Annotated in this window: 17 protein-coding genes; all 17 read left to right on the top strand. The window is 48.8% G+C overall.

Annotated features, from left to right (window positions below):
* The 17 genes from A4E54_RS02390 to A4E54_RS02310 all read left to right on the top strand — a co-directional run bounded on the left by A4E54_RS02390 (position 1) and on the right by A4E54_RS02310 (position 19044).
* Entirely contained in the window at positions 1-753 is a 753-nt protein-coding gene (locus tag A4E54_RS02390) for a prepilin peptidase (protein WP_240082526.1), read from the top strand.
* Positions 747-1841, top strand: coding sequence for a type IV pilus twitching motility protein PilT (locus tag A4E54_RS02385; RefSeq protein WP_286724143.1), 1095 nt, complete (start codon positions 747-749; stop codon positions 1839-1841). The genes A4E54_RS02390 and A4E54_RS02385 overlap by 7 nt, the downstream gene beginning before the upstream one ends.
* 55 nt (positions 1842-1896) lie before the next feature.
* Positions 1897-2763 (top strand): putative RNA methyltransferase, encoded by an 867-nt coding sequence (locus tag A4E54_RS02380; RefSeq protein WP_286724133.1) that lies wholly within the window; start codon positions 1897-1899, stop codon positions 2761-2763.
* A gap of 102 nt (positions 2764-2865) precedes the next feature.
* The gene (locus A4E54_RS02375) at positions 2866-4944 is read left to right on the top strand and encodes a DNA topoisomerase III (protein ID WP_286724129.1); all 2079 of its coding nucleotides are present in this window, start codon (positions 2866-2868) and stop codon (positions 4942-4944) included.
* 576 nt (positions 4945-5520) lie between these two features.
* Entirely contained in the window at positions 5521-6009 is a 489-nt protein-coding gene (locus tag A4E54_RS02370; RefSeq protein WP_240082461.1) for an NADH-quinone oxidoreductase subunit NuoE family protein, read from the top strand.
* Between the two features lie 79 nt (positions 6010-6088).
* A complete protein-coding gene (locus A4E54_RS02365; protein ID WP_240082460.1) occupies positions 6089-6655 on the top strand; it encodes an ATP-binding protein in 567 nt (188 codons plus the stop codon).
* Positions 6655-7032, top strand: a complete 378-nt coding sequence (locus tag A4E54_RS02360) for a (2Fe-2S) ferredoxin domain-containing protein (RefSeq protein WP_240082459.1) — start codon at positions 6655-6657, stop codon at positions 7030-7032. The genes A4E54_RS02365 and A4E54_RS02360 overlap by 1 nt, the downstream gene beginning before the upstream one ends.
* Positions 7033-7059: 27 nt before the next feature.
* Positions 7060-10089, top strand: coding sequence for an NADH-quinone oxidoreductase subunit NuoF (gene nuoF / locus A4E54_RS02355; protein WP_286724124.1), 3030 nt, complete (start codon positions 7060-7062; stop codon positions 10087-10089).
* Positions 10090-10106: 17 nt separating this feature from the next.
* Complete coding sequence (locus tag A4E54_RS02350) at positions 10107-11840, top strand: NADH-dependent [FeFe] hydrogenase, group A6 (protein WP_240082457.1); 1734 nt, start codon at positions 10107-10109, stop codon at positions 11838-11840.
* Positions 11841-12304: 464 nt separating this feature from the next.
* A complete protein-coding gene (rsxC, locus tag A4E54_RS02345) occupies positions 12305-13639 on the top strand; it encodes an electron transport complex subunit RsxC (protein WP_286724121.1) in 1335 nt (444 codons plus the stop codon).
* A 1-nt stretch (position 13640) separates the two neighbouring features.
* On the top strand, positions 13641-14636 hold the full coding sequence (locus A4E54_RS02340; RefSeq protein WP_240082455.1) for an RnfABCDGE type electron transport complex subunit D: 996 nt from the start codon (positions 13641-13643) through the stop codon (positions 14634-14636).
* Positions 14637-14640: 4 nt separating this feature from the next.
* Entirely contained in the window at positions 14641-15204 is a 564-nt protein-coding gene (locus tag A4E54_RS02335; RefSeq protein ID WP_240082454.1) for an RnfABCDGE type electron transport complex subunit G, read from the top strand.
* 2 nt (positions 15205-15206) lie between these two features.
* The gene (gene rsxE / locus A4E54_RS02330; protein WP_240082453.1) at positions 15207-15815 is read left to right on the top strand and encodes an electron transport complex subunit RsxE; all 609 of its coding nucleotides are present in this window, start codon (positions 15207-15209) and stop codon (positions 15813-15815) included.
* An 11-nt stretch (positions 15816-15826) separates the two neighbouring features.
* Entirely contained in the window at positions 15827-16408 is a 582-nt protein-coding gene (locus tag A4E54_RS02325; RefSeq protein WP_240082524.1) for an electron transport complex protein RnfA, read from the top strand.
* Positions 16409-16432: 24 nt separating this feature from the next.
* Positions 16433-17269, top strand: a complete 837-nt coding sequence (rnfB, locus tag A4E54_RS02320) for an RnfABCDGE type electron transport complex subunit B (RefSeq protein ID WP_240082452.1) — start codon at positions 16433-16435, stop codon at positions 17267-17269.
* Positions 17270-17537: 268 nt separating this feature from the next.
* Positions 17538-18602: an FAD:protein FMN transferase gene (locus A4E54_RS02315; RefSeq protein ID WP_286724117.1), complete on the top strand. Its 1065-nt coding sequence runs from the start codon at positions 17538-17540 to the stop codon at positions 18600-18602.
* Between the two features lie 61 nt (positions 18603-18663).
* Positions 18664-19044 (top strand): NusG domain II-containing protein, encoded by a 381-nt coding sequence (locus A4E54_RS02310; RefSeq protein ID WP_240082450.1) that lies wholly within the window; start codon positions 18664-18666, stop codon positions 19042-19044.
* The last annotated feature ends 84 nt before the right edge of the window (positions 19045-19128 follow it).

Here is a 19128-nt window from a genome sequence, read left to right as displayed (position 1 = left end):
GTGTATTTGAGCTGGGTGTTGGCCTTTATCACCGGCGCGGCCGTTGGCAGCTTCCTTAACGTTTGCATCTGCCGGATGCCGGTGGGAAAGTCGGTTATCCGACCACCCTCGCACTGTCCGGATTGCCGGTATCGTTTGAGGATTTTCGATCTCATTCCTATTTTAAGTTACCTCTTTTTAAAAGGAAAATGCCGCTACTGTGGCCGCCGGATAGCCTGGCAGGATCCGGTGGTGGAATTAGTCACCGGTCTCCTTTTTGTCCTGGCTTTGGCTAAGTACGGGATTACCTTTGGTGTTCTGCGGCCGGTTGTGTTGTTTGCCGTAATTGTGCCGGCGACTGTTTTTGACTTGCGGTACAAAATCATACCTGACGAGTTGAATCTGGCAGGCCTTGTTCTTGGCGTTCCCCTGATGTTTGAATCAAAGGAAGCGCTATTTTCCTGCGTTATTGGATTTTTAGCGGGCGGCGCACTGCTTTTTGTCATCGCGTTGGTCTCGCGCGGCGGCATGGGCGGCGGCGACATCAAGCTTGCTGCCGTGTTGGGCCTGCTGCTCGGCTGGAAACAATTGCTGATTGCGCTGTTTTTGGCCTTTGCGGCGGGGAGCGTTGCCGGTATGACTATGCTTATGCTAAAACTGGCCCGGCTGAAGGAGCCCATTCCTTTTGGGCCTTATCTGGCTTTAGGGTCAGCGTTTGCGATTTTAGCCGGGGATAAGGTAATAAAATGGTATTTGGGGTTCTGCCGATGGTGACCACTGATGAAATACTTGCGCTTGCTTTTAGAATAGGTGCTTCAGACGTCCATATCACGGTCAACAGCCCTCCGGCTTTTCGTCTGCACGGAAAGCTGCTGCCTTTTGACGCGCCGGAGTGGCATGGCGGACTTGGCGCGGATTTTTCAGCAATCCGCAAGCTGACACCGGAAGATACTGACTTGTTAGTCCGGCAGATCATGACTGAAGGTCAGTATCATAAATTCCAGGAAACCGGGGAGTATGACTTTTCTTACGCCATAACGGGCGTTTGCAGGTTCCGGGTTAACGCGTTCAAGCAACAGGGCAGCGCCGGTTTGGCCGTGCGCCTGATCAATTCCGAGGTTCTATCTTTTCAGGAACTTGGCCTGCCGGAAGTGCTGGCTTCCTTATGCCGCAAGCCGAGGGGGCTGGTGCTGGTAACGGGTCCTACCGGCAGCGGCAAATCCACCACCTTGGCCTCCATGATTAATCAAATCAACGAGGAAAGCAGGCGCCACATCATCACCCTTGAAGATCCGATCGAGTTTGTGCACCGGCATAAGAAAAGCCTGATCAACCAGCGCGAGGTGGGCAGAGACACCAGATCATTCGCCAGCGCCCTGCGGGCGGCCATGCGCGAGGACCCGGACGTCATCCTGGTAGGTGAAATGCGCGACCCTGAGACGATCGGGATTGCCATGACGGCGGCCGAAACCGGCCACTTGGTTTTGGGCACACTGCATACTGCCAGCGCGGCCCAGACTATCGACAGAATTATTGATGTTTTCCCGCCCCACCGGCAGCAGCAAATCAAGGTGCAATTGGGCAATACCATCCAGGGTGTTGTCGCCCAGACGCTTATTCCCAGGATTGACAAGCCCGGCCGGGTTGCGGCGATTGAGATTATGGTCGCCACGCCGGCCATTCGCAATCTCATCCGTGAAGGCAAGACCTATCAAATCGTCAGCCAAATGCAGACAGGCGCCAAGTATGGAATGCAGTCTTTGGACATGGCCTTGCGCAGTATATTCATGAAAAAGATGATCAGCAGAGAGGAAGTTTTAAACCACGCCGCCGACCCGGAAACATTATCAAAGATATTATAGTAATCTACTTAGCGTAAAGCTAAACGAATTCACTAAGAACGAGTGAGTTGTATTTATGGCTAAAATAGAAATTAAAGAAAACATAGATATGTTCAGGTGTCCTATATGCGGAAAGAGAATGGAGACTGATGATTTAAAAAGTATAGTTTGTTTAAATAAGCATTGTTTTGATTTATCTAAAAAGGGTTATGTTAACTTTTTGCTAAGTCCGGTCAAGACTGATTATGACAAAAAGATGTTTGCGTCAAGAAGAATTATATTTGACAGTGGTTTTTTCGACCCAATGATGGAACAGGTAAGTGAACTCATTATTGAGAAAGCTCATAATAAATATGTTGATAAGATTAAAATACTGGATGCCGGGTGCGGGGAAGGTTCTCATTTAGCGCAGCTGATCAGTAATTTGTGTGGTGAAACAGGTGCTAATATTCAGGGAGTCGGTATCGATATTTCCAAAGAGGGGATACAAATCGCTGCGAGGAAGTATCCTGAGAGCATTTGGTGTGTCGCTAATTTGGCCAAAACTCCTTTTACTGACAAACAATTCAATATGATTCTGAACATTTTATCTCCTTCCAATTACGCGGAGTTTAACAGGATTATTAAAGAAGACGGAATACTCGTCAAGATTGTGCCGGGGGATAATTATCTGAAAGAACTAAGAAGCGCTTTTTATAAACAAACTGATAAAGGGACATATTCGAACGAGAGGGTGGTCAAACTCTTTAGTGATAAATTTGAGATACTGGCTGTGCGGCAAATACTATATACTATGACGGTTAAAGAGAATATAGAGCACCTTGTTAAAATGACTCCTTTATCGTGGGGGGCGGCAGATGAAAAGATTCAAAAGGTTCTTGACTATGGATTAAACAACATAACCGTGGATTTAAGCGTTATTCTTGGTAAGAAGAAAAGCTGAAGGCCGAACAAACTACATAATAGTTTTATGAAGCTTTTTTGTAAAGAACAATTGTACTATAATGATATGATAGATACCGCAAACAGGACAGAGGAGATAATTATGAAGTCGCTGGTTCTGGCCGAAAAACCCAGCGTGGCTAAAGAAATTGCCAGGGTGTTGAAATGCACCGGTAAGAATAAAGGATATCTGGAGGGACCGCGGCATGTGGTGACTTGGGCGCTGGGCCACCTGGTTACCCTTGCCGAACCGGAGGATTATGACAGCAAGTATAAGCAATGGAACCTGGACGACCTGCCGATGCTCCCCGCCAGGATGAAATTAAAAGTAATCAGGCAAACTTCCCACCAGTATCAGGTAGTCAGGAATTTAATGAAGCGAGGAGACATCGGTGAACTGGTGATTGCCACCGACGCCGGGCGGGAAGGCGAACTGGTGGCGCGGTGGATCATGGTTCTGGCCAACTGGAAGAAGCCGTTCAGGCGCTTGTGGATTTCTTCCCAGACAGACGATGCCATCAAGGAAGGTTTCGCCAATTTAAAAGCCGGGGCGGCTTACAATAATTTATTTGACGCGGCTGTTTGCCGGGCGCAGGCCGACTGGCTGATCGGGTTGAACGTGACCCGGGCTTTGACGTGCAAGTTCAATGCCCAGTTGACCGCCGGCCGGGTGCAGACTCCCACCCTGGCCATGATTGTGAACCGTGAAAACGAAATAAAACAATTCGTTCCGGTGGACTACTGGACTGTACGGGCGGACTTCGGCGACTATTTTGGCGACTGGCGGGACTCTTCCGGGAAAAACAGGATTTTCAACCAGGCAAGGGCGGAAGAAATTGTCAATAAAATTAAAGGCCAGGCGGGCGTGATCAAAGAAGTCCGCACAGAGAGCAAAAGTGAGCCGCCCCCCCTGGCTTACGACCTGACGGAACTGCAAAGGGACGCCAATAAACGGTATGGGTTTTCAGCGCAAAAAACCCTCTCCGTGCTGCAGGATTTATATGAGCGGCACAAGCTGGTCACCTATCCGCGGACAGATTCCCGCTATATCACCACGGATATAGTGCCAACCTTGCCGGCCCGGCTAAAAAGCATCGCCGCCGGCCCTTATGCCGCGCTGGTCAAGCCGCTGCTGCAAAAAGCGTTGCAGCCGACGAAACGCTTTGTTGACAACAGTAAAGTCGGCGACCACCATGCCATTATTCCCACCGGCCAGTCATTGCAGCTTGCGGCCCTGTCGGCGGAGGAAAAAAACCTTTACGATCTAATTGCCAGGCGGTTCATCGCTGTTTTATACCCGCCTTACCGCTACGGCCAGACCACGCTGACCACGGCGGTAAACGGCGAGCATTTTTACTCCAGCGGCAGGGTGGTCAAGGAGCCGGGCTGGCGGGCCGTGACCGCCAAGGCGGCGGAGAAGGATGAGTCAAGTGACGATGCTCTGCCGGAGCAGACGCTGGCCTTGCATAAAAAAGGTGAGCAAAAGCAGGTTAAAACCTGTAAAATAAATAAATCAAAGACAAAACCGCCCGCCCGTTATACTGAAGCTACCCTGCTCACGGCCATGGAAAACCCCGGCAAGTTTATCGAGGATGAGGAATTGCGTGAATCCATGAAAGGAAGCGGGTTGGGAACGCCGGCCACGCGGGCTGAGATTATCGAAAAGCTGCTTTACAATAATTACATTGAGCGGCAGGGTAAAGAATTGGTTCCCACTTCCAAAGGATTGCAGTTAATCAACCTGGTTTCCCCGGCTTTAAAAACACCGGAATTAACAGCCCAGTGGGAGCAGAGACTGGCTAATATCGCCAGGGGCAAGGACAGCAAAGAAGACTTTATGGCCGGCATCAGGCAAAATGCCCTGGAGTTGGTAAAAAGCGTCATTGAGGATACTTCTGTTTATAAAGCCGATAATGTTTCCAAAAACAAATGTCCTCTCTGCGGCAAGTATATGCTGCTGGTGAACGGCAAAAGAGGAAAGATGCTGGTTTGTCCGGACAGGGCTTGCGGACACAGACAACCGGAAAAACAAGACGACTTTGGCGTATTTAAAAGTTCTAAAAGCGCCAGCCGGGTCAATCAAAAATTAATTGCCCGGTACAGCGATCAGGGTTCTATCACGCAAAATATCGGAGAAATGTTGAAGGCGGCTTTAAAGGAAAAAAGTAATAACAATGATTAATCCTATACATAATAATGAGGAAAATACAAAAAATATACCCTCAAAGCGTTTTGCCCCAAGGGTTGCAGAATTTTTATCATTTGTTAAGGTGTAAAACTAACGAGTGTAAAACTAACGAGTGCTTAAACGTGATTTGCGGCAGTTTTGTTTGGGAAATAATGCTTGACAACAATTAGTGGAATGTATATCATTGAAAAAAGTATTAATGTATAATCGGCAGGAATGACGAACTTTTTCACCTTATTCATGACCCTTGTTCATGACAGCAATATGCGGCAAGAAAAGACAATATTAATTTGAGCAGCTATGGAGTAGTGAAATCTCCTGGGGAACTCTTTAGAGGATAAAAAACACGGGGCCAATTTGCCGAAAGACGTGTTTTTGTTTTTATGTTATGTGAAATATTATACAAGCAGCAGGCAATTGGTAATCAGGAGCTACTATTCCTTATGATGATGATAAGCTTCTACAAACATTCAAATTTGAATTGTCGCAGTGGTTTTTCTCGAATAAGGAATTTTTTAAATAACCACAAAACCATAAAAAGATCATGGAGTTTAAAAGGAGGGGGAACAAATGGAATCAGCAGTTACTAAGTGCCGATGTGATTTGCAGGCTGAACTGGAAGAAGTGATTGCCCGGCACGAAGGGAAAAAGGACGATTTAATCGAGGTGCTGTACTGGGTTCAGGAGAATTACGGCTATGTGCCAAAGGATGTGCAGCTAATAATTGCTGACAGAATGAAAGTACCTTTGAGCACTATTTATGGAGTTGTTACGTTTTACCATCTATTTTCATTGAAGCCAAAAGGCGAATATGAGATTTCCCTCTGTAAGGGTACCGCCTGTTATGTGCGGGGATCGTCGCAAGTATTGGAGCGGTTTGAAAAAGAATTGGGAATCAAGCCGCATGATACTACCGACGACAATATGTTTTCCCTTGAGGTGGTCAGGTGCCTGGGAGCCTGCGGGCTGGCGCCGGTTATGACAATTAATAAAGAGCCGCGGGTCAGGGTGAAGCCTGATCTTGTCCCGGGAATTATTGATGAGTGTAGAAATAAGTAAGTACCCATCACGCCCGGCGGCCAATAACGATTAATTTAGCTTTTCCTGAAAGCGTAAACGTAAACCATAGGAAAGAGGAGTGAAGCTAAGCAATAAAATGCGTGAACTTTCTCATCATCTTTTAGATCTCATTGAAAATTCACTGGCTGCGGGTGCGTCCACCATCAAGATTACCGTGATTGAAGATACTTCCGGAGACATTTTGGGTTTTGAGGTTGGCGATAACGGCGGAGGATTGAATGAAGAAGAAATTGAACAAATTTATGATCCGTTTGTAACAAGCCGCCGCTTGAGGAGGGTTGGCCTGGGCATACCTTTACTTCAACAGGCAGCGCGTGCTTGTGAAGGCGACCTGATTATCCGATCGGAGAAAGGAAAAGGGACAACCGTAAAGACAACCTTTCGGCGTTCGCATATTGACCGGATGCCCTTGGGGGATGTAGCTTCCACATTAGTGGCTGCAGTGGCCGCCAAACCGGATGTGAATTTACTGTACAATCACCTGGTAGACGGACGTGAATTTATTTTTGATACCAGCTGGTTGATTAGTAAATTTAGAGAATTGCCCCTGAATGATGTTAAGGTTTTAAGCTGGATGAAGGGATTTTGCCGGGAAGGTATTAAAAAATTATACCGGGGTGATTGATGATGAAACAAATCAAGTCAGTTGACGAACTGATGAAGCTCAAAGAAGCCGCGCTGGAGAAGATCAAGGAGCGGCAGGCAAGCGGTAAAACAACAATAGTGGTCGGGATGGGGACCTGCGGAATAACCGCCGGGGCGCGGGAAGTAATGATGGCAATTATAGATGAAATAGATAAAAGAAATATTTCAGATGTAATAGTCACCCAGGCAGGCTGCGCCGGGATGTGCCAGCATGAGCCCATAGTGGAAGTAAACAAGCCGGGCATACCCCAGATTGTATACGGTCATCTAGACGAAGAAAAAGCCCGGCGGCTCGTGCTTGAACATGTTATTAACGGCCACGTGATTGAGGAATGGGCGCTGGTGCAGCGAGATTAATTGAAATAGTGAGAGGAGGGTATGATTATGCATTATTACCGGGCACACGTGTTGGTTTGTGCGGGGTCAGGCTGTGTTTTGTCAGGATGCCAAACCGTTAAAGAAGCACTTTTAGAAGGGATTAAAAAGCAACAGCTTGAAAATGAAATTCAAGTTATTGAAACCGGATGCATGGGTCTTTGCGACCTGGGACCGCGCTTAATAATCTATCCCGAAGGAGTAGTATACTGCCGGGTTACCGCTGAAGACGCCGAAGAAATCGTGAGCGAGCACTTATTGAAAGGGCGAATAGTAGAGCGGCTTGTCTACCGGGATCCGGAAACCAAGAAACCGATTCCTTTAATGAAGGATTTCCCTTTCTTATCCAAGCAAACCAAAATAGCCTTGCGCAACGCCGGCTTTATTAATCCAGAAGATATTGAAGAATATATTGCCAGTGAAGGATATTCCGCGCTGGCCAAGGCATTATCCACCATGTCCCCCGAAGAAGTAATCGCCGAACTAAAAAAATCCGGCCTGCGCGGTCGTGGCGGCGCGGGGTTCCCGACCGGCTTAAAGTGGGAGTTCACCGCCAAAGCCAACGCGGCACAAAAATATGTGGTATGTAACGGAGACGAAGGAGACCCGGGCGCCTTTATGGACAGGTCAGTCCTGGAAGGAGACCCGCACAGTATTATCGAGGCTATGACCATTGCCGGCTATGCGGTAGGCGCCAGCAAAGGCTACGTCTATGTTAGAGCAGAATACCCCCTGGCTGTGGAAAGGCTGAGACAAGCCATCAGCCAGGCCCACGAGTACGGTTTGTTGGGAGAAAGTATTTTAGGAACAGGATTTGCTTTTGACCTTAACGTCAGGGTCGGCGCCGGCGCCTTTGTTTGCGGAGAAGAGACAGCCTTGCTGGCCTCTATTGAAGGACGCCGCGGCGAACCCCGACCGAGACCTCCCTTCCCGGCCAACGAAGGACTGTGGGGCAAGCCCACATTGCTTAATAACGTGGAAACCTACGCCAGCATCCCGCCAATTATCCTTAAAGGCGGAGACTGGTACGCTTCCAGGGGAACAGAGAAAAGCAAAGGCACCAAAGTATTCGCCCTTACCGGGAAAGTTAACAATACCGGCCTGATCGAAGTTCCGATGGGCATACCTTTAGGAGAAATCGTTTACGACATCGGTGGCGGCATCATAGGCGGCAAGAAGTTTAAAGCGGCCCAAACAGGCGGTCCTTCAGGCGGCTGCATCCCGGCAGACCACCTTAACGTCGGTGTGGATTATGAGTCGCTGGCGGAACTGGGCGCGATTGTAGGGTCCGGCGGGCTGATTGTCATGGACGAAGATACCTGTATGGTTGACCTGGCCAAGTTCTTCACCGAGTTCTGCCAGGAAGAGTCTTGCGGCAAATGCGCCCCCTGCCGCATCGGCACCAAACGGATGTTAGAAATACTGGAACGGATCACCCACGGAGAAGGACAAGAGGGAGATATAGAAGCACTCGAAGAATTATGCTACTACATTAAAGATACGGCACTGTGCGGTTTGGGACAAACCGCGCCCAATCCCGTGCTGAGCACGATACGCTATTTCAGGCATGAATACGAGGCGCATATCAAAGATAAATATTGCGCCGCCTCAGTCTGTGCGTCCCTATTCAATTCACCCTGTCAAAACACCTGTCCGGCCGGAGTGGATGTGCCGATCTATCTCGATCATATCCGGAACGGACATTTCTACGAAGCCTATATGGAAGTGAGGCGGGAAAACCCCTTCCCGGCAGTTTGCGGCCGCGTGTGCCACCACCCGTGTGAAGGCAAGTGCAACCGCGCGAAGCTGGATGAGCCCCTGGCTGTAAGGGCATTGAAGCGTTATGCGGCCGACTGGGTGTATGAACAGAATAAGGGATTCCCGGTTGAGCCTCCCGGAGTGGCGACCGGCAAGCAAGTGGCGATAATCGGCGGCGGGCCGGCCGGCCTGACAGCGGCCTACTACCTGGCTAAAGCCGGCCACAAAGTGACCGTATTCGAATCGCTGCCGTTTGCCGGCGGCATGCTCAAAGTAGGAATCCCCGATTACCGCCTGCCGGCCGACGTCCTGGCGGCTGAAATAAAAGCCATAGAAGGAATGGGTGTGACGATTAAGACCAACACCCGTTTTGGCAAAGACGTTACCTTCGCCGATTTAGAGAAGCAAGGCTTCAGCGCGGTGTTTATCGCCGTCGGTGCCCACGCGGATCAGAAACTGGGCATTCCGGGCGAAGAACTCAAAGGAGTTATCTCAGGCATCAACTACCTGCGAGACGTTAAACTCGGACAGGCCGCCGACGTAAAAGGCAAGACCGTGCTGGTGGTAGGCGGCGGCAACGTGGCCATAGACAGCGCCCGCTCGGCCGTAAGGAACGGAGCGAAAGAAGTGCACGTTGTTTACCGGCGCCGCAAAGAAGACATGCCCGCGTTTGCAGACGAGATCATCGAAGCGGAGCACGAAAGCGTGAATTTTACCCTCATGACCGCCCCCGTGAGCGTGCAGGGAGCAGGTGGCATGGTAACCGGGCTGGAATGCCAGGAATCAGTGCCCGGCGACTTCGATAAAAGCGGCCGCAGGCGGCCGGTGCCGGTTGAAGGCTCCAACTTTGTCATTCCGGCAGACGTGGTAATTGCGGCGATTGGACAGAATGTCCAGCTTGACGGCATCACCGACGCCGGCGTGCAGACGGCCCGCGGGCTGGTTGCGGTGGATCCCGCCAGCATGGCCACGAATATACCATATATATTCGCCGGCGGAGACTGCGCTTCCGGGCCGGACACGGCCATCGGGGCGATTGCCCAAGGCAAGAAAGCGGCAGCGGCTATTGATAAATACCTCGGGGGTACCGGCGCAGTTGTCGAACCGCGTGCTCTCACCCGGAAAATTTCCGGCGAGATTATTGAAGAGAAGATGGCGAGGGAAGTAGCAACATGCCTGCCGGTGGCCGAACGCCGGTCCTTTGCCGAAGTGGAAAATGGTTTCACCAGAGAGCAGGCCATAGCCGAGGCTACCCGTTGCCTGCGCTGCGATGTGAAGTAGAAGGAGGGGTGAGATAAATGCCAATGGTTACTTTGACAATTGACGGAAAAGAAGTGCAGGTGGAACAGGGCACAACTGTTCTCGAAGCGGCCAAGAAAGTTAATATAAATATTCCTACCTTGTGCTATTTAAAGGACATTAACGTTATCGGGGCCTGCCGCGTCTGTGTGGTTGAAGTCAAGGGCGCCCGCACGCTGCAGGCAGCGTGTGTAACCCCGGCGGCAGAAAACATGGTTGTGCTGACCAATACCCCGGCGGTGCGCGCTTCACGCCGGATGACCCTGGAACTGATCCTGTCCAACCACCCGTTTGAATGCCCGACCTGTGTGCGCAACCAGAATTGCGAGTTGCAGACCCTGGCGGAAGCGTTCGGAATCCGGGAAGTTCGTTATACTGGCGCGAATCCCGAACATAGAGAAGACAATTCCAGCGTGTCACTGGTGCGCGACCCCGATAAATGCATCCTGTGCCGGCGTTGCGTCTCGGTATGTGAAAAGGTGCAGACGGTAAGCGCGATCGCCCCGCAGGGGCGCGGTTTTGATACCGTTATCGCACCCGGGGTGGACATGGGTTTAGCTGGATCTAATTGTGTTAACTGCGGCCAGTGCGTGCTGGTTTGCCCGACAGGAGCTTTATACGAGCGGGATCAAACAGAGGAAGTCTGGGCCGCCCTGGCCGATCCCCAAAAGCATGTCGTGGTCCAGACCGCCCCGGCGGTGCGTGTCGCTATCGGTGAAATATTCGGCATGGAGCCGGGCAGCGTAGCGACCGGACAAATGGTTGCCGCGATCAGGAAGCTCGGCTTTGATAAAGTTTTCGACACCGACTTTACCGCCGACCTGACCATTATGGAAGAAGGCAGCGAGTTGCTCGAAAGAGTCAAGACCGGTGGCACCTTGCCGCTGATCACTTCGTGCAGTCCTGGCTGGGTCAAGTTCATTGAGCACTTCTACCCGACGCTGCTGCCGCATGTGTCCACATGCAAGTCGCCGCAGCAGATGTTCGGCGCCCTGGCCAAAACCTTCTACGCCGAAAAAGCAGGCGTGGACCCGGCCGATATCTTTTCGGTGTCGATCATGCCCTGCACCGCCAAGAAATTCGAGGCGCAGCGCCCCGAAATGAATGCGAGCGGCTATCAGGACGTGGATGTTGTGCTGACCACAAGAGAACTCGGCCGCATGTTTAAGCAGGCCGGCATAAATTTCAACGAACTGCCCGAAGAAAATTACGATGACCCGCTGGGCATCTCCACCGGCGCGGCGGTAATTTTCGGCGCGACCGGCGGCGTGATGGAAGCCGCCCTGCGCACCGTCTATGAAATAGTCACCGGGAATACCCTGGCGTCGGTAGATTTTATAGACGTGCGCGGTATGGAAGGAGTCAAGGAAGCTACCGTCAAAGTCGGCGATCTCGACGTAAAAGTAGCCGTCGCGCACGGGCTTGGCAACGCCAGGAAGCTTTTGGACGCCCTGCAGGCCGGCGAAGCAAACTATCATTTCATCGAGATCATGTGCTGCCCGGGCGGCTGCATCGGCGGCGGCGGCCAGCCCATCCCGACCAACTATGAAATCAGGCAAAAGCGGATTGACGGCATATATACCGCCGACGAAGCAATGGTCTTGCGTAAATCCCACGAGAACCCCGCGATCCAGCAGCTGTACAAGGAATATTTAGAGAAGCCGCTGGGGCATAAATCCCACGAATTGCTGCACACAAAATACACTCCGCGCGGGGAGTATAATCAGTTATAAAGCATTTCAATTGATGTCCAGCAAGAGCCTCCCACCGGGGGCTCTTCGCTTGCTCAAAAACTGTTATTGTTTTCTTGTTTTAACGAAGATGTGCGGTTATAATTTTAAATGAGGCAAAGATCTGCTGTTTCTCGGTGGCAAGCCGTTTGGGTTCTGGTCGGGGCGCCAATAAGCTTAAATATATAAAAAACTTTTTTATAGGGTATTGTGTTGCTTTAAAGATAAAATATATTAAAATAAGTATTGTAAGGACTTGTCCAGAAAAAGAATTGTTTAAATCTTTTTATTTATCTCTTTATTTCCAAGTATCAAGTCCAGGGCAATATATATCAAATTCATGTTAAATTTCCAGCGAGTTTATAAGGGTGAGGGTTATTCTGTAGGTTTGTAGCTGGAAATTCACAAATATAAACCTAAAAAAAACACAAATAGAAACCTAAAAAAAATTAGATGGGGGGAAGAAGATGAAGAGTTTTCATGGAGGAGTGCATCCTGATGACAGCAAAAAGTATACCGCTGCCAAGCCGATTGAAACGGCGCCTCTTCCGGCAAAGGTGATTATACCTTTGAGGCAGCACATTGGAGCACCGGTTTCACCGATTGTAAAAAAAGGTGACACGGTAAAAAAAGGCCAATTGATCGCACAATCCGACGCTTTTGTATCCGGTAACGTACATGCTTCCATTTCTGGCAAGGTTGTGGAGATCGCGGATTATCCGCATTCAGTGTTCGGAAGCTGTATGTCCATAGTCATAGAAAATGATGGTCTGGATGAATGGGTTGAAGGAATTCCGGTGCAAAGGCAATGGGAAAAACTCGATGCAAAAGAGCTGTCGGGGATTATCCGGGAGGCCGGAATAGTGGGAATGGGCGGAGCTACTTTCCCCACTCATGTAAAATTGGCACCGCCGCCGGATAAGAAAATCGACACTTTTATCTTAAACGCGGCTGAATGTGAACCGTTTCTGACGGCTGATTACAGGGCAATGCTCGAGTACACGGAGAGAATAGTAACCGGTGTAAAAATTACCATGAAGGTGCTTGGCGTGAGCACCGGCTATGTTGGCGTTGAAGACAATAAGCCTGACGCGGTAAAAGCTTTGCAGAACGCTTTTAACGGCACCCAGGTTAAAGTTATGGCTCTTCCCACAAAATATCCGCAGGGTGCCGAAAAGATGCTCATCAAAGTGTTGACCGGACGCGAGGTTCCTTCAGGCGGGCTGCCGATGGATGTCGGCACTGTGGTGCAGAATGTCGGCACCGTGGTCGCGATCAGTGACGCGGTGACTAAAGGGATACCTTTGATTGAAAGAGTGGTTACCGTCAGTGGGAGCGCTGTTAAAGAACCCAAGAACCTGCTGATGAGAGTAGGTAGTACATTCGCCGACGCGCTGAGTTGCTGCGGAGGCCTCAGCGGCGAACTAGTTAAAATAATTAATGGCGGGCCCATGATGGGCTTTGCTCAATCTACCATGGATGTTCCGGTGATTAAAGGAACTTCCGGCATCTTGTTCCTGAGTAAAAAGGATGTCAATTACGATAAGGAATCCGCATGTATCCACTGCGGCCGCTGTGTGGAAGCATGCCCGATGGGATTGAATCCAAGCATGCTTAGTGTTCTGGGTGAGCGCCAGTTGTACGTGGAAGCAAAAGAAGAGTATGATTTGCTGGACTGCATGGAATGCGGCAGTTGTGTTTATGTATGCCCGGCCAAACGTAAAATAGTTCAGTACATCAGGTATGCCAAAGCGCAAAATGCAATCCAGGCACAAAAAGAACAAGCAAAGGTGGCTGTATAGAATGGCAGTTAACGAAGAAAGTTTAAAAATGAACCTTCTCACTGTTTCGCCGTCGCCACACATAACCTCAAGTGAATCCATCCCAAAAATAATGTGGTCGGTGAACGCGGCATTGGTGCCGGCAGTAATTTTCGCCGCCTGGTACTTCGGTATGCCCGCCATAATCACCATGCTGGTGGGAGTCGTATCGGCGGTCGCAACTGAATATTTAGTACAAATAATTAGAAAAAAAGAAGTGACAATAAAGGACGGCAGCGCAGTTTTAACCGGACTTTTACTAGCTATGTGTCTTCCTCCCAATCTTCCATGGTATATGACCGCATTCGGGTCGTTTTTGGCTATTGCCGTTGCCAAACAATCCTTGGGCGGCCTTGGGTACAACATATTCAACCCGGCGCACATCGGCCGCGCCGCGTTAATGGTGTCATGGCCTGTGGCCATGACCACGTGGACAAAAATGACCACACCAGTTGATGTGGTTTCCAGCGCCACCCCGCTGAATATTTTAAAACAGCAGGGATACGCCAAATTAATTGAAACGTTCGGCGATGCCCCCAATATGTACAAAGCGATGTTTTTAGGCATGCGCAACGGCAGTATCGGTGAAACTTCCGCAGTTTTGCTTATACTTGGAGGCCTTTTCCTGATCTATAAAGGTTATATAAAATGGGAAGTCCCTGTGGTGATGATCGGTACGGTAGGAATCTTAACCTGGGTATTCGGGCCGTCCGGATTATTTACGGGAGACGCGGTATTCCACATGTTGGCCGGTGGACTGATTATAGGTGCCTTCTTTATGGCAACCGACATGGTTACCATTCCCATCACCCGCAAGGGACAAATTATTTTTGCCTTAGGCGCCGGTCTGCTAACCGTCCTTATTCGTTTAAAAGGCGGATATCCCGAAGGCGTATGTTATTCCATTCTTTTAATGAACTGCGTTACGCCTTTGATTGACCGCTTTGTTACGCCGAAAAAATTTGGAGCAAGGAGGTAATTAAATGTCCGGGCACAGTGATGAAAATAGCAACAGCATCTTTAAAATCGCGTTTAACCTGGCCATGACCTGTTTAGTTTCAGGGTTAATAATTGCCGGTGTTTACTATACAACAGCCGACGCGGCGGCACAAAAGGCTGTAGATATGAAAAACGCCGCGATGCAAGCCCTGGTCCAGGACGCGGATAAATTTAATCCGGTAGAAGGCCATGAGGGCTGGTATAAAGCGGAAAAAGGCGGAAAAACCATAGCGTATGTAGTGCCGTCAGAAAGCAAAGGTTTTGGAGGACCTATACAGTTTCTCGTGGCTGTAACAAGCGAGGGGAAAGTGCTTAATTATGACATCATCAAACACAACGAAACTCCTGGCCTTGGAGACAAGGGGGGGAAGGATCCTTTTAAGAGCCAGCTTATCGGAAAGAAGATTGAAAATCTGCAGGTTGTGAAAGATCCTTCCGACAAAGAGAACGTGCAGGCTATGACTGGCGCTACAATCTCTTCGAGAGCCGTAACTAACGGTGTTAAAAAAGCGGTCGAAGAAGTTGTAGAGTTTACAGGGGGGAAATAATTATGAAAGAATTATGGAGTATATTTAATAAAGGATTAATATTGGAGAACCCAATTTTTGTCCTGGCGCTAAGCCTTTGCCCCGCGCTGGCAGTTACCAGTTCTGTAATTGTTTCTCTAACCATGGGCTTGACCGTCATGTTTGTGATTACTGCCAACAATACAGTCGTTTCCATAGTCAGAAATCTTGTTAACCCCAAAGTGCGTGTTCCCGTATATATTGTCTCTATCGCCACTATAGTTACTGTGGCTCAGTTGGTATTGCAGGCATATTTGCCGGATCTTTATAAAGCCTTGGGTATTTATTTGGCGCTTGTTGTGGTTTTTGCCATAATTCTGGCGAGGGCGGAGGTTTTTGCCTCCAAGAACGGTGTTATCCGTTCGTTTTTTGACGGTCTGGGAATGGGGACCGGTTTCCTCATTGCCATGTTGATAATCGGAGCTATCCGTGAAATCATTGGAAGCGGCACATTCTTAGGCATTCAGGTCATGCCCGCTTCATACAACGCTCCGCTAATGCTAGTCCTGCCCGCAGGCGCTTTTATCCTAATTGGTTATCTGGTTGCGGGATGTAAAATGTTGGTCCAGCATATTGAAAAATCCAAGGCTTAGGGAGGGGGAGCATTGTGGAATATTTAACACTTTTTATTAGTGCAGTAATTGTGAACAACTTTGTTTTGACAAGATTTTTAGGCCTGTGCATATTCTTTGGCGTTTCCAAAAACGTAAACGCGTCTGTAGGCATGGGCATGGCGGTTACGGCGGTTATGACTCTTAGTTCGATAATGGCCTGGCTGGTTTACACTTATGTTTTAGTGCCGTTTAAATTAACATTTCTGACAACTGTTGTTTTTGTTCTGCTAATCGCCTCCTTTGTGCAGTTATTAGAGATGATTATTAAGAAGCATGCGCCGGCTCTATACAATATGTGGGGGGTTTACCTTCTGTTAATCGCTACTAACTGTGTGGTGCTTAGTGTGCCCCTTTTAAATGTTGAGTCCAGTTTCTCATTGGCTAAAAGTATTGTTCACGCTATTGGATCCGGAGCAGGTTTCGGCGTAGCCCTTGTCCTGATGGCAAGTTTGAGGGAAAAGCTGAGACTGGCCGATGTGCCGAAGCCGCTGGAAGGTTTAGGGGTGGCTTTTATTCTGGCGGGTATGCTGGCGCTGTCCTTCCTTGGTTTTTCAGGCATGATATCTCTATAACATCTGGAAAGGAGATGTGAGTTAATGCAAATTGCTCTAATGGTTTTGGTAGTCATGCTGCTTACGGGAGTGGTTTTTGGTTTGATTCTCGCATTTGCGAATAAAAAGTTTGCAATTGAAGTAAACCCATTGATACACTTGGTTGAGGATGCACTGCCAAAGGGCCAGTGCGGCGCCTGCGGTTATGCCGGATGTATGGCCTATGCGGAAGCTGTGGTATTGAATGCAGATGTGCCTCCGAACCTGTGTGTTCCCGGTAAAGCTCCTGTGGCAAAAATTGTGGGTGAGTTGACCGGCAAAGCTGCTGCGGAAATAGAACCCAGAATCGCTCATGTCAGGTGCTCCGGTTCCCCCGGAATAGCTGTCATAAAGTACCAGTATGGAGGAATTGAAGATTGCGCGGCGGCGAATTTGCTGCAAGGCGGTCAGAAAAACTGCCAATACGGCTGTCTCGGGTTTGGGACATGCGTAAAGAACTGTCCTTTCGGTGCGATGACAATGCTGCCCAGCGGCCTTCCCTATGTTGATCCGGAAAAGTGCACTGGTTGCGGCAAGTGTGAATCTGTCTGCCCCAAGGGTGTTATTCAAATGCTGTTAATCGGCGCGAAAGTCAGTGTTAATTGCAACTCAAAAGATAAAGGGGCCGTCGCCAAGAAAAACTGCTCGGCTGCCTGCCTGGGCTGCGGCCTGTGTAAGAAGAACTGTGAGCATGACGCAATCAAAATACAGAACAGCCTTGCAGTAGTTGACCACAAGATATGTATTGAAAAGTGCGATAATCCGACATGCATTGCTAAATGTCCCACAAAAGCGATTGAAGCTGTTGTAAAGGGCTCTGCTGCGGAAAAAGTTGCGGTATAATTAAGATATCAACTTAATTATACGAGATTATCCAAATGTTTTTTGGACAACTATATTATTGTTGGTGTAGTTTGCGCTACTTAGAGCATACAAACTTTAAAAGTGCGGACTACACCATCTTGTATTGTGCGGCATATTAAAAAGCTGCTCCGGACAAAATAACACAGCTTATGCAGTTTTTGCTTCGGCCAAGAGAAAGGCTTCCACGTGACGGCAGAAACCGGGGTTTTGGGGAAAGAAGCTCAATTTTTGTGAGGTGTAAAAATAATTGAAGCGTTGGAGTCTGGTTATAAGCTTACTATTTATTCTTTTCGCTTGTTCTGGCTGTAAGCTGAATTCTGCGCAATTGCAGGAGTTTAGTGATGAAAAATTCGTTATGGATACTTTGGTCCAGGTAACTGTATACAGTGATGATAAGCAGAGCGGAAAGGAAGCTTTGGATAAAGCGTTTGCCGAATTTAAAAGGATTAATGATTTAACTGACAGGTTTCCCAAAGAAGGGAAAAATACTTCTGCGTCCAGCGATGTGATCAGGATCAACGAAAATGCCGGGATCAAGCCCGTTCAGGTTGGCAGCGATACCCTCAACATTGTTCAGCGCTCACTTTATTATGCACAGTTGTCCGGCGGTTCATTTGATATTACAGTTGGACCAATTATGGACCTGTGGGGTTTTGGAAAAGACGAACAGCACGTTCCCTCCGACGAGCAGATTAAGAAGGCGCTGAGCTTGGTAGACTACAGGAAAGTCATAGTTGATGCAGATAATGGAACGGTATATTTGCAAAAACCAGGCATGAGTTTGGATTTTGGCGGTGTCGCCAAGGGCTATGCCACGGAAGAAGCTGCCAAGATTCTCAGGGAATTAGGCATAAAACATGCTATAATCAATGCCGGGGGAAATGTATATGCTTTGGGTGCCAGGCCGGACGGCTCACCGTGGCGTGTTGGTGTCCGGGATCCGCGCGACGGGGAAAAACTTATCGCCGTATTGTCGGTAAAAGACACATCGGTAGTAACATCAGGTGATTACGAGAGGTATTTCGAACAGGGAGGTGTCCGTTACTCCCACCTTATCGATCCATCCACCGGGAAACAGGCCAGAGATTTAATACAAACCACAGTAGTGGCAGAATCATCCACCGACGCCGATATTTTGAATAAACCGTTATTTGTGCTGGGTCAGCAGCGCGGGATGAGTTTTGCCAAAGGTATTCAAGGCGTTGGGGCCATCTTTGTCAACGCGGATAAGCAAGTGACATTCACCGATAATTTAGCGAATCAATTGGAATTCACCGGCGGTGGCGATTATCAGATTATCAATCAGAAATAAAATTGGAAATTGCGCTGGTTCATTAAAATATAGCAGTGAAAAATGATGCTTGGTGAGGTTCATGAAAAACCTTAATTATTACATTATGGCAGGACTCCTGGCGCTGGTGCTGATTAGTTTTGGAGTGTCGCATCTGGTGCGGCGCCAGATGACGGAGGGGGAACTGAGACTGGAGATATACGCAGACGGCCAGTTATACCAGACAATAAATTTGTCTGAGGCGATCACTGAGGAAATTAAAATAGTTAACGCGGACGGGCATTATAACGTGGTTGAAATTGAAAACGGAAGAGCCAGGATTAAAGAGGCCGACTGTCCCAATCAAATATGTGTTAGAGCGGGATGGATCAGCCAGCCCGGCCAGATAGCCGTATGTGTGCCGAATAAGTTTAATATTGCCGTTAAAGGAAAATCTAATAAGGTGGACGCCATTTCCTACTGAGTGTCAAATGAAGTGAGGGTTTAATATATATAATACAAGGCGTATTACGTATATTTCTGTTTTTATCGCCATGGCCACCGTTTT

Origin of the sequence: Pelotomaculum sp. PtaB.Bin117 (genome assembly GCF_002067195.1) — a bacterium.
In the GTDB taxonomy this organism is placed as follows: domain Bacteria; phylum Bacillota; class Desulfotomaculia; order Desulfotomaculales; family Pelotomaculaceae; genus Pelotomaculum_D; species Pelotomaculum_D terephthalicicum.
This window is presented reverse-complemented; position numbering and strand designations above follow the sequence as displayed.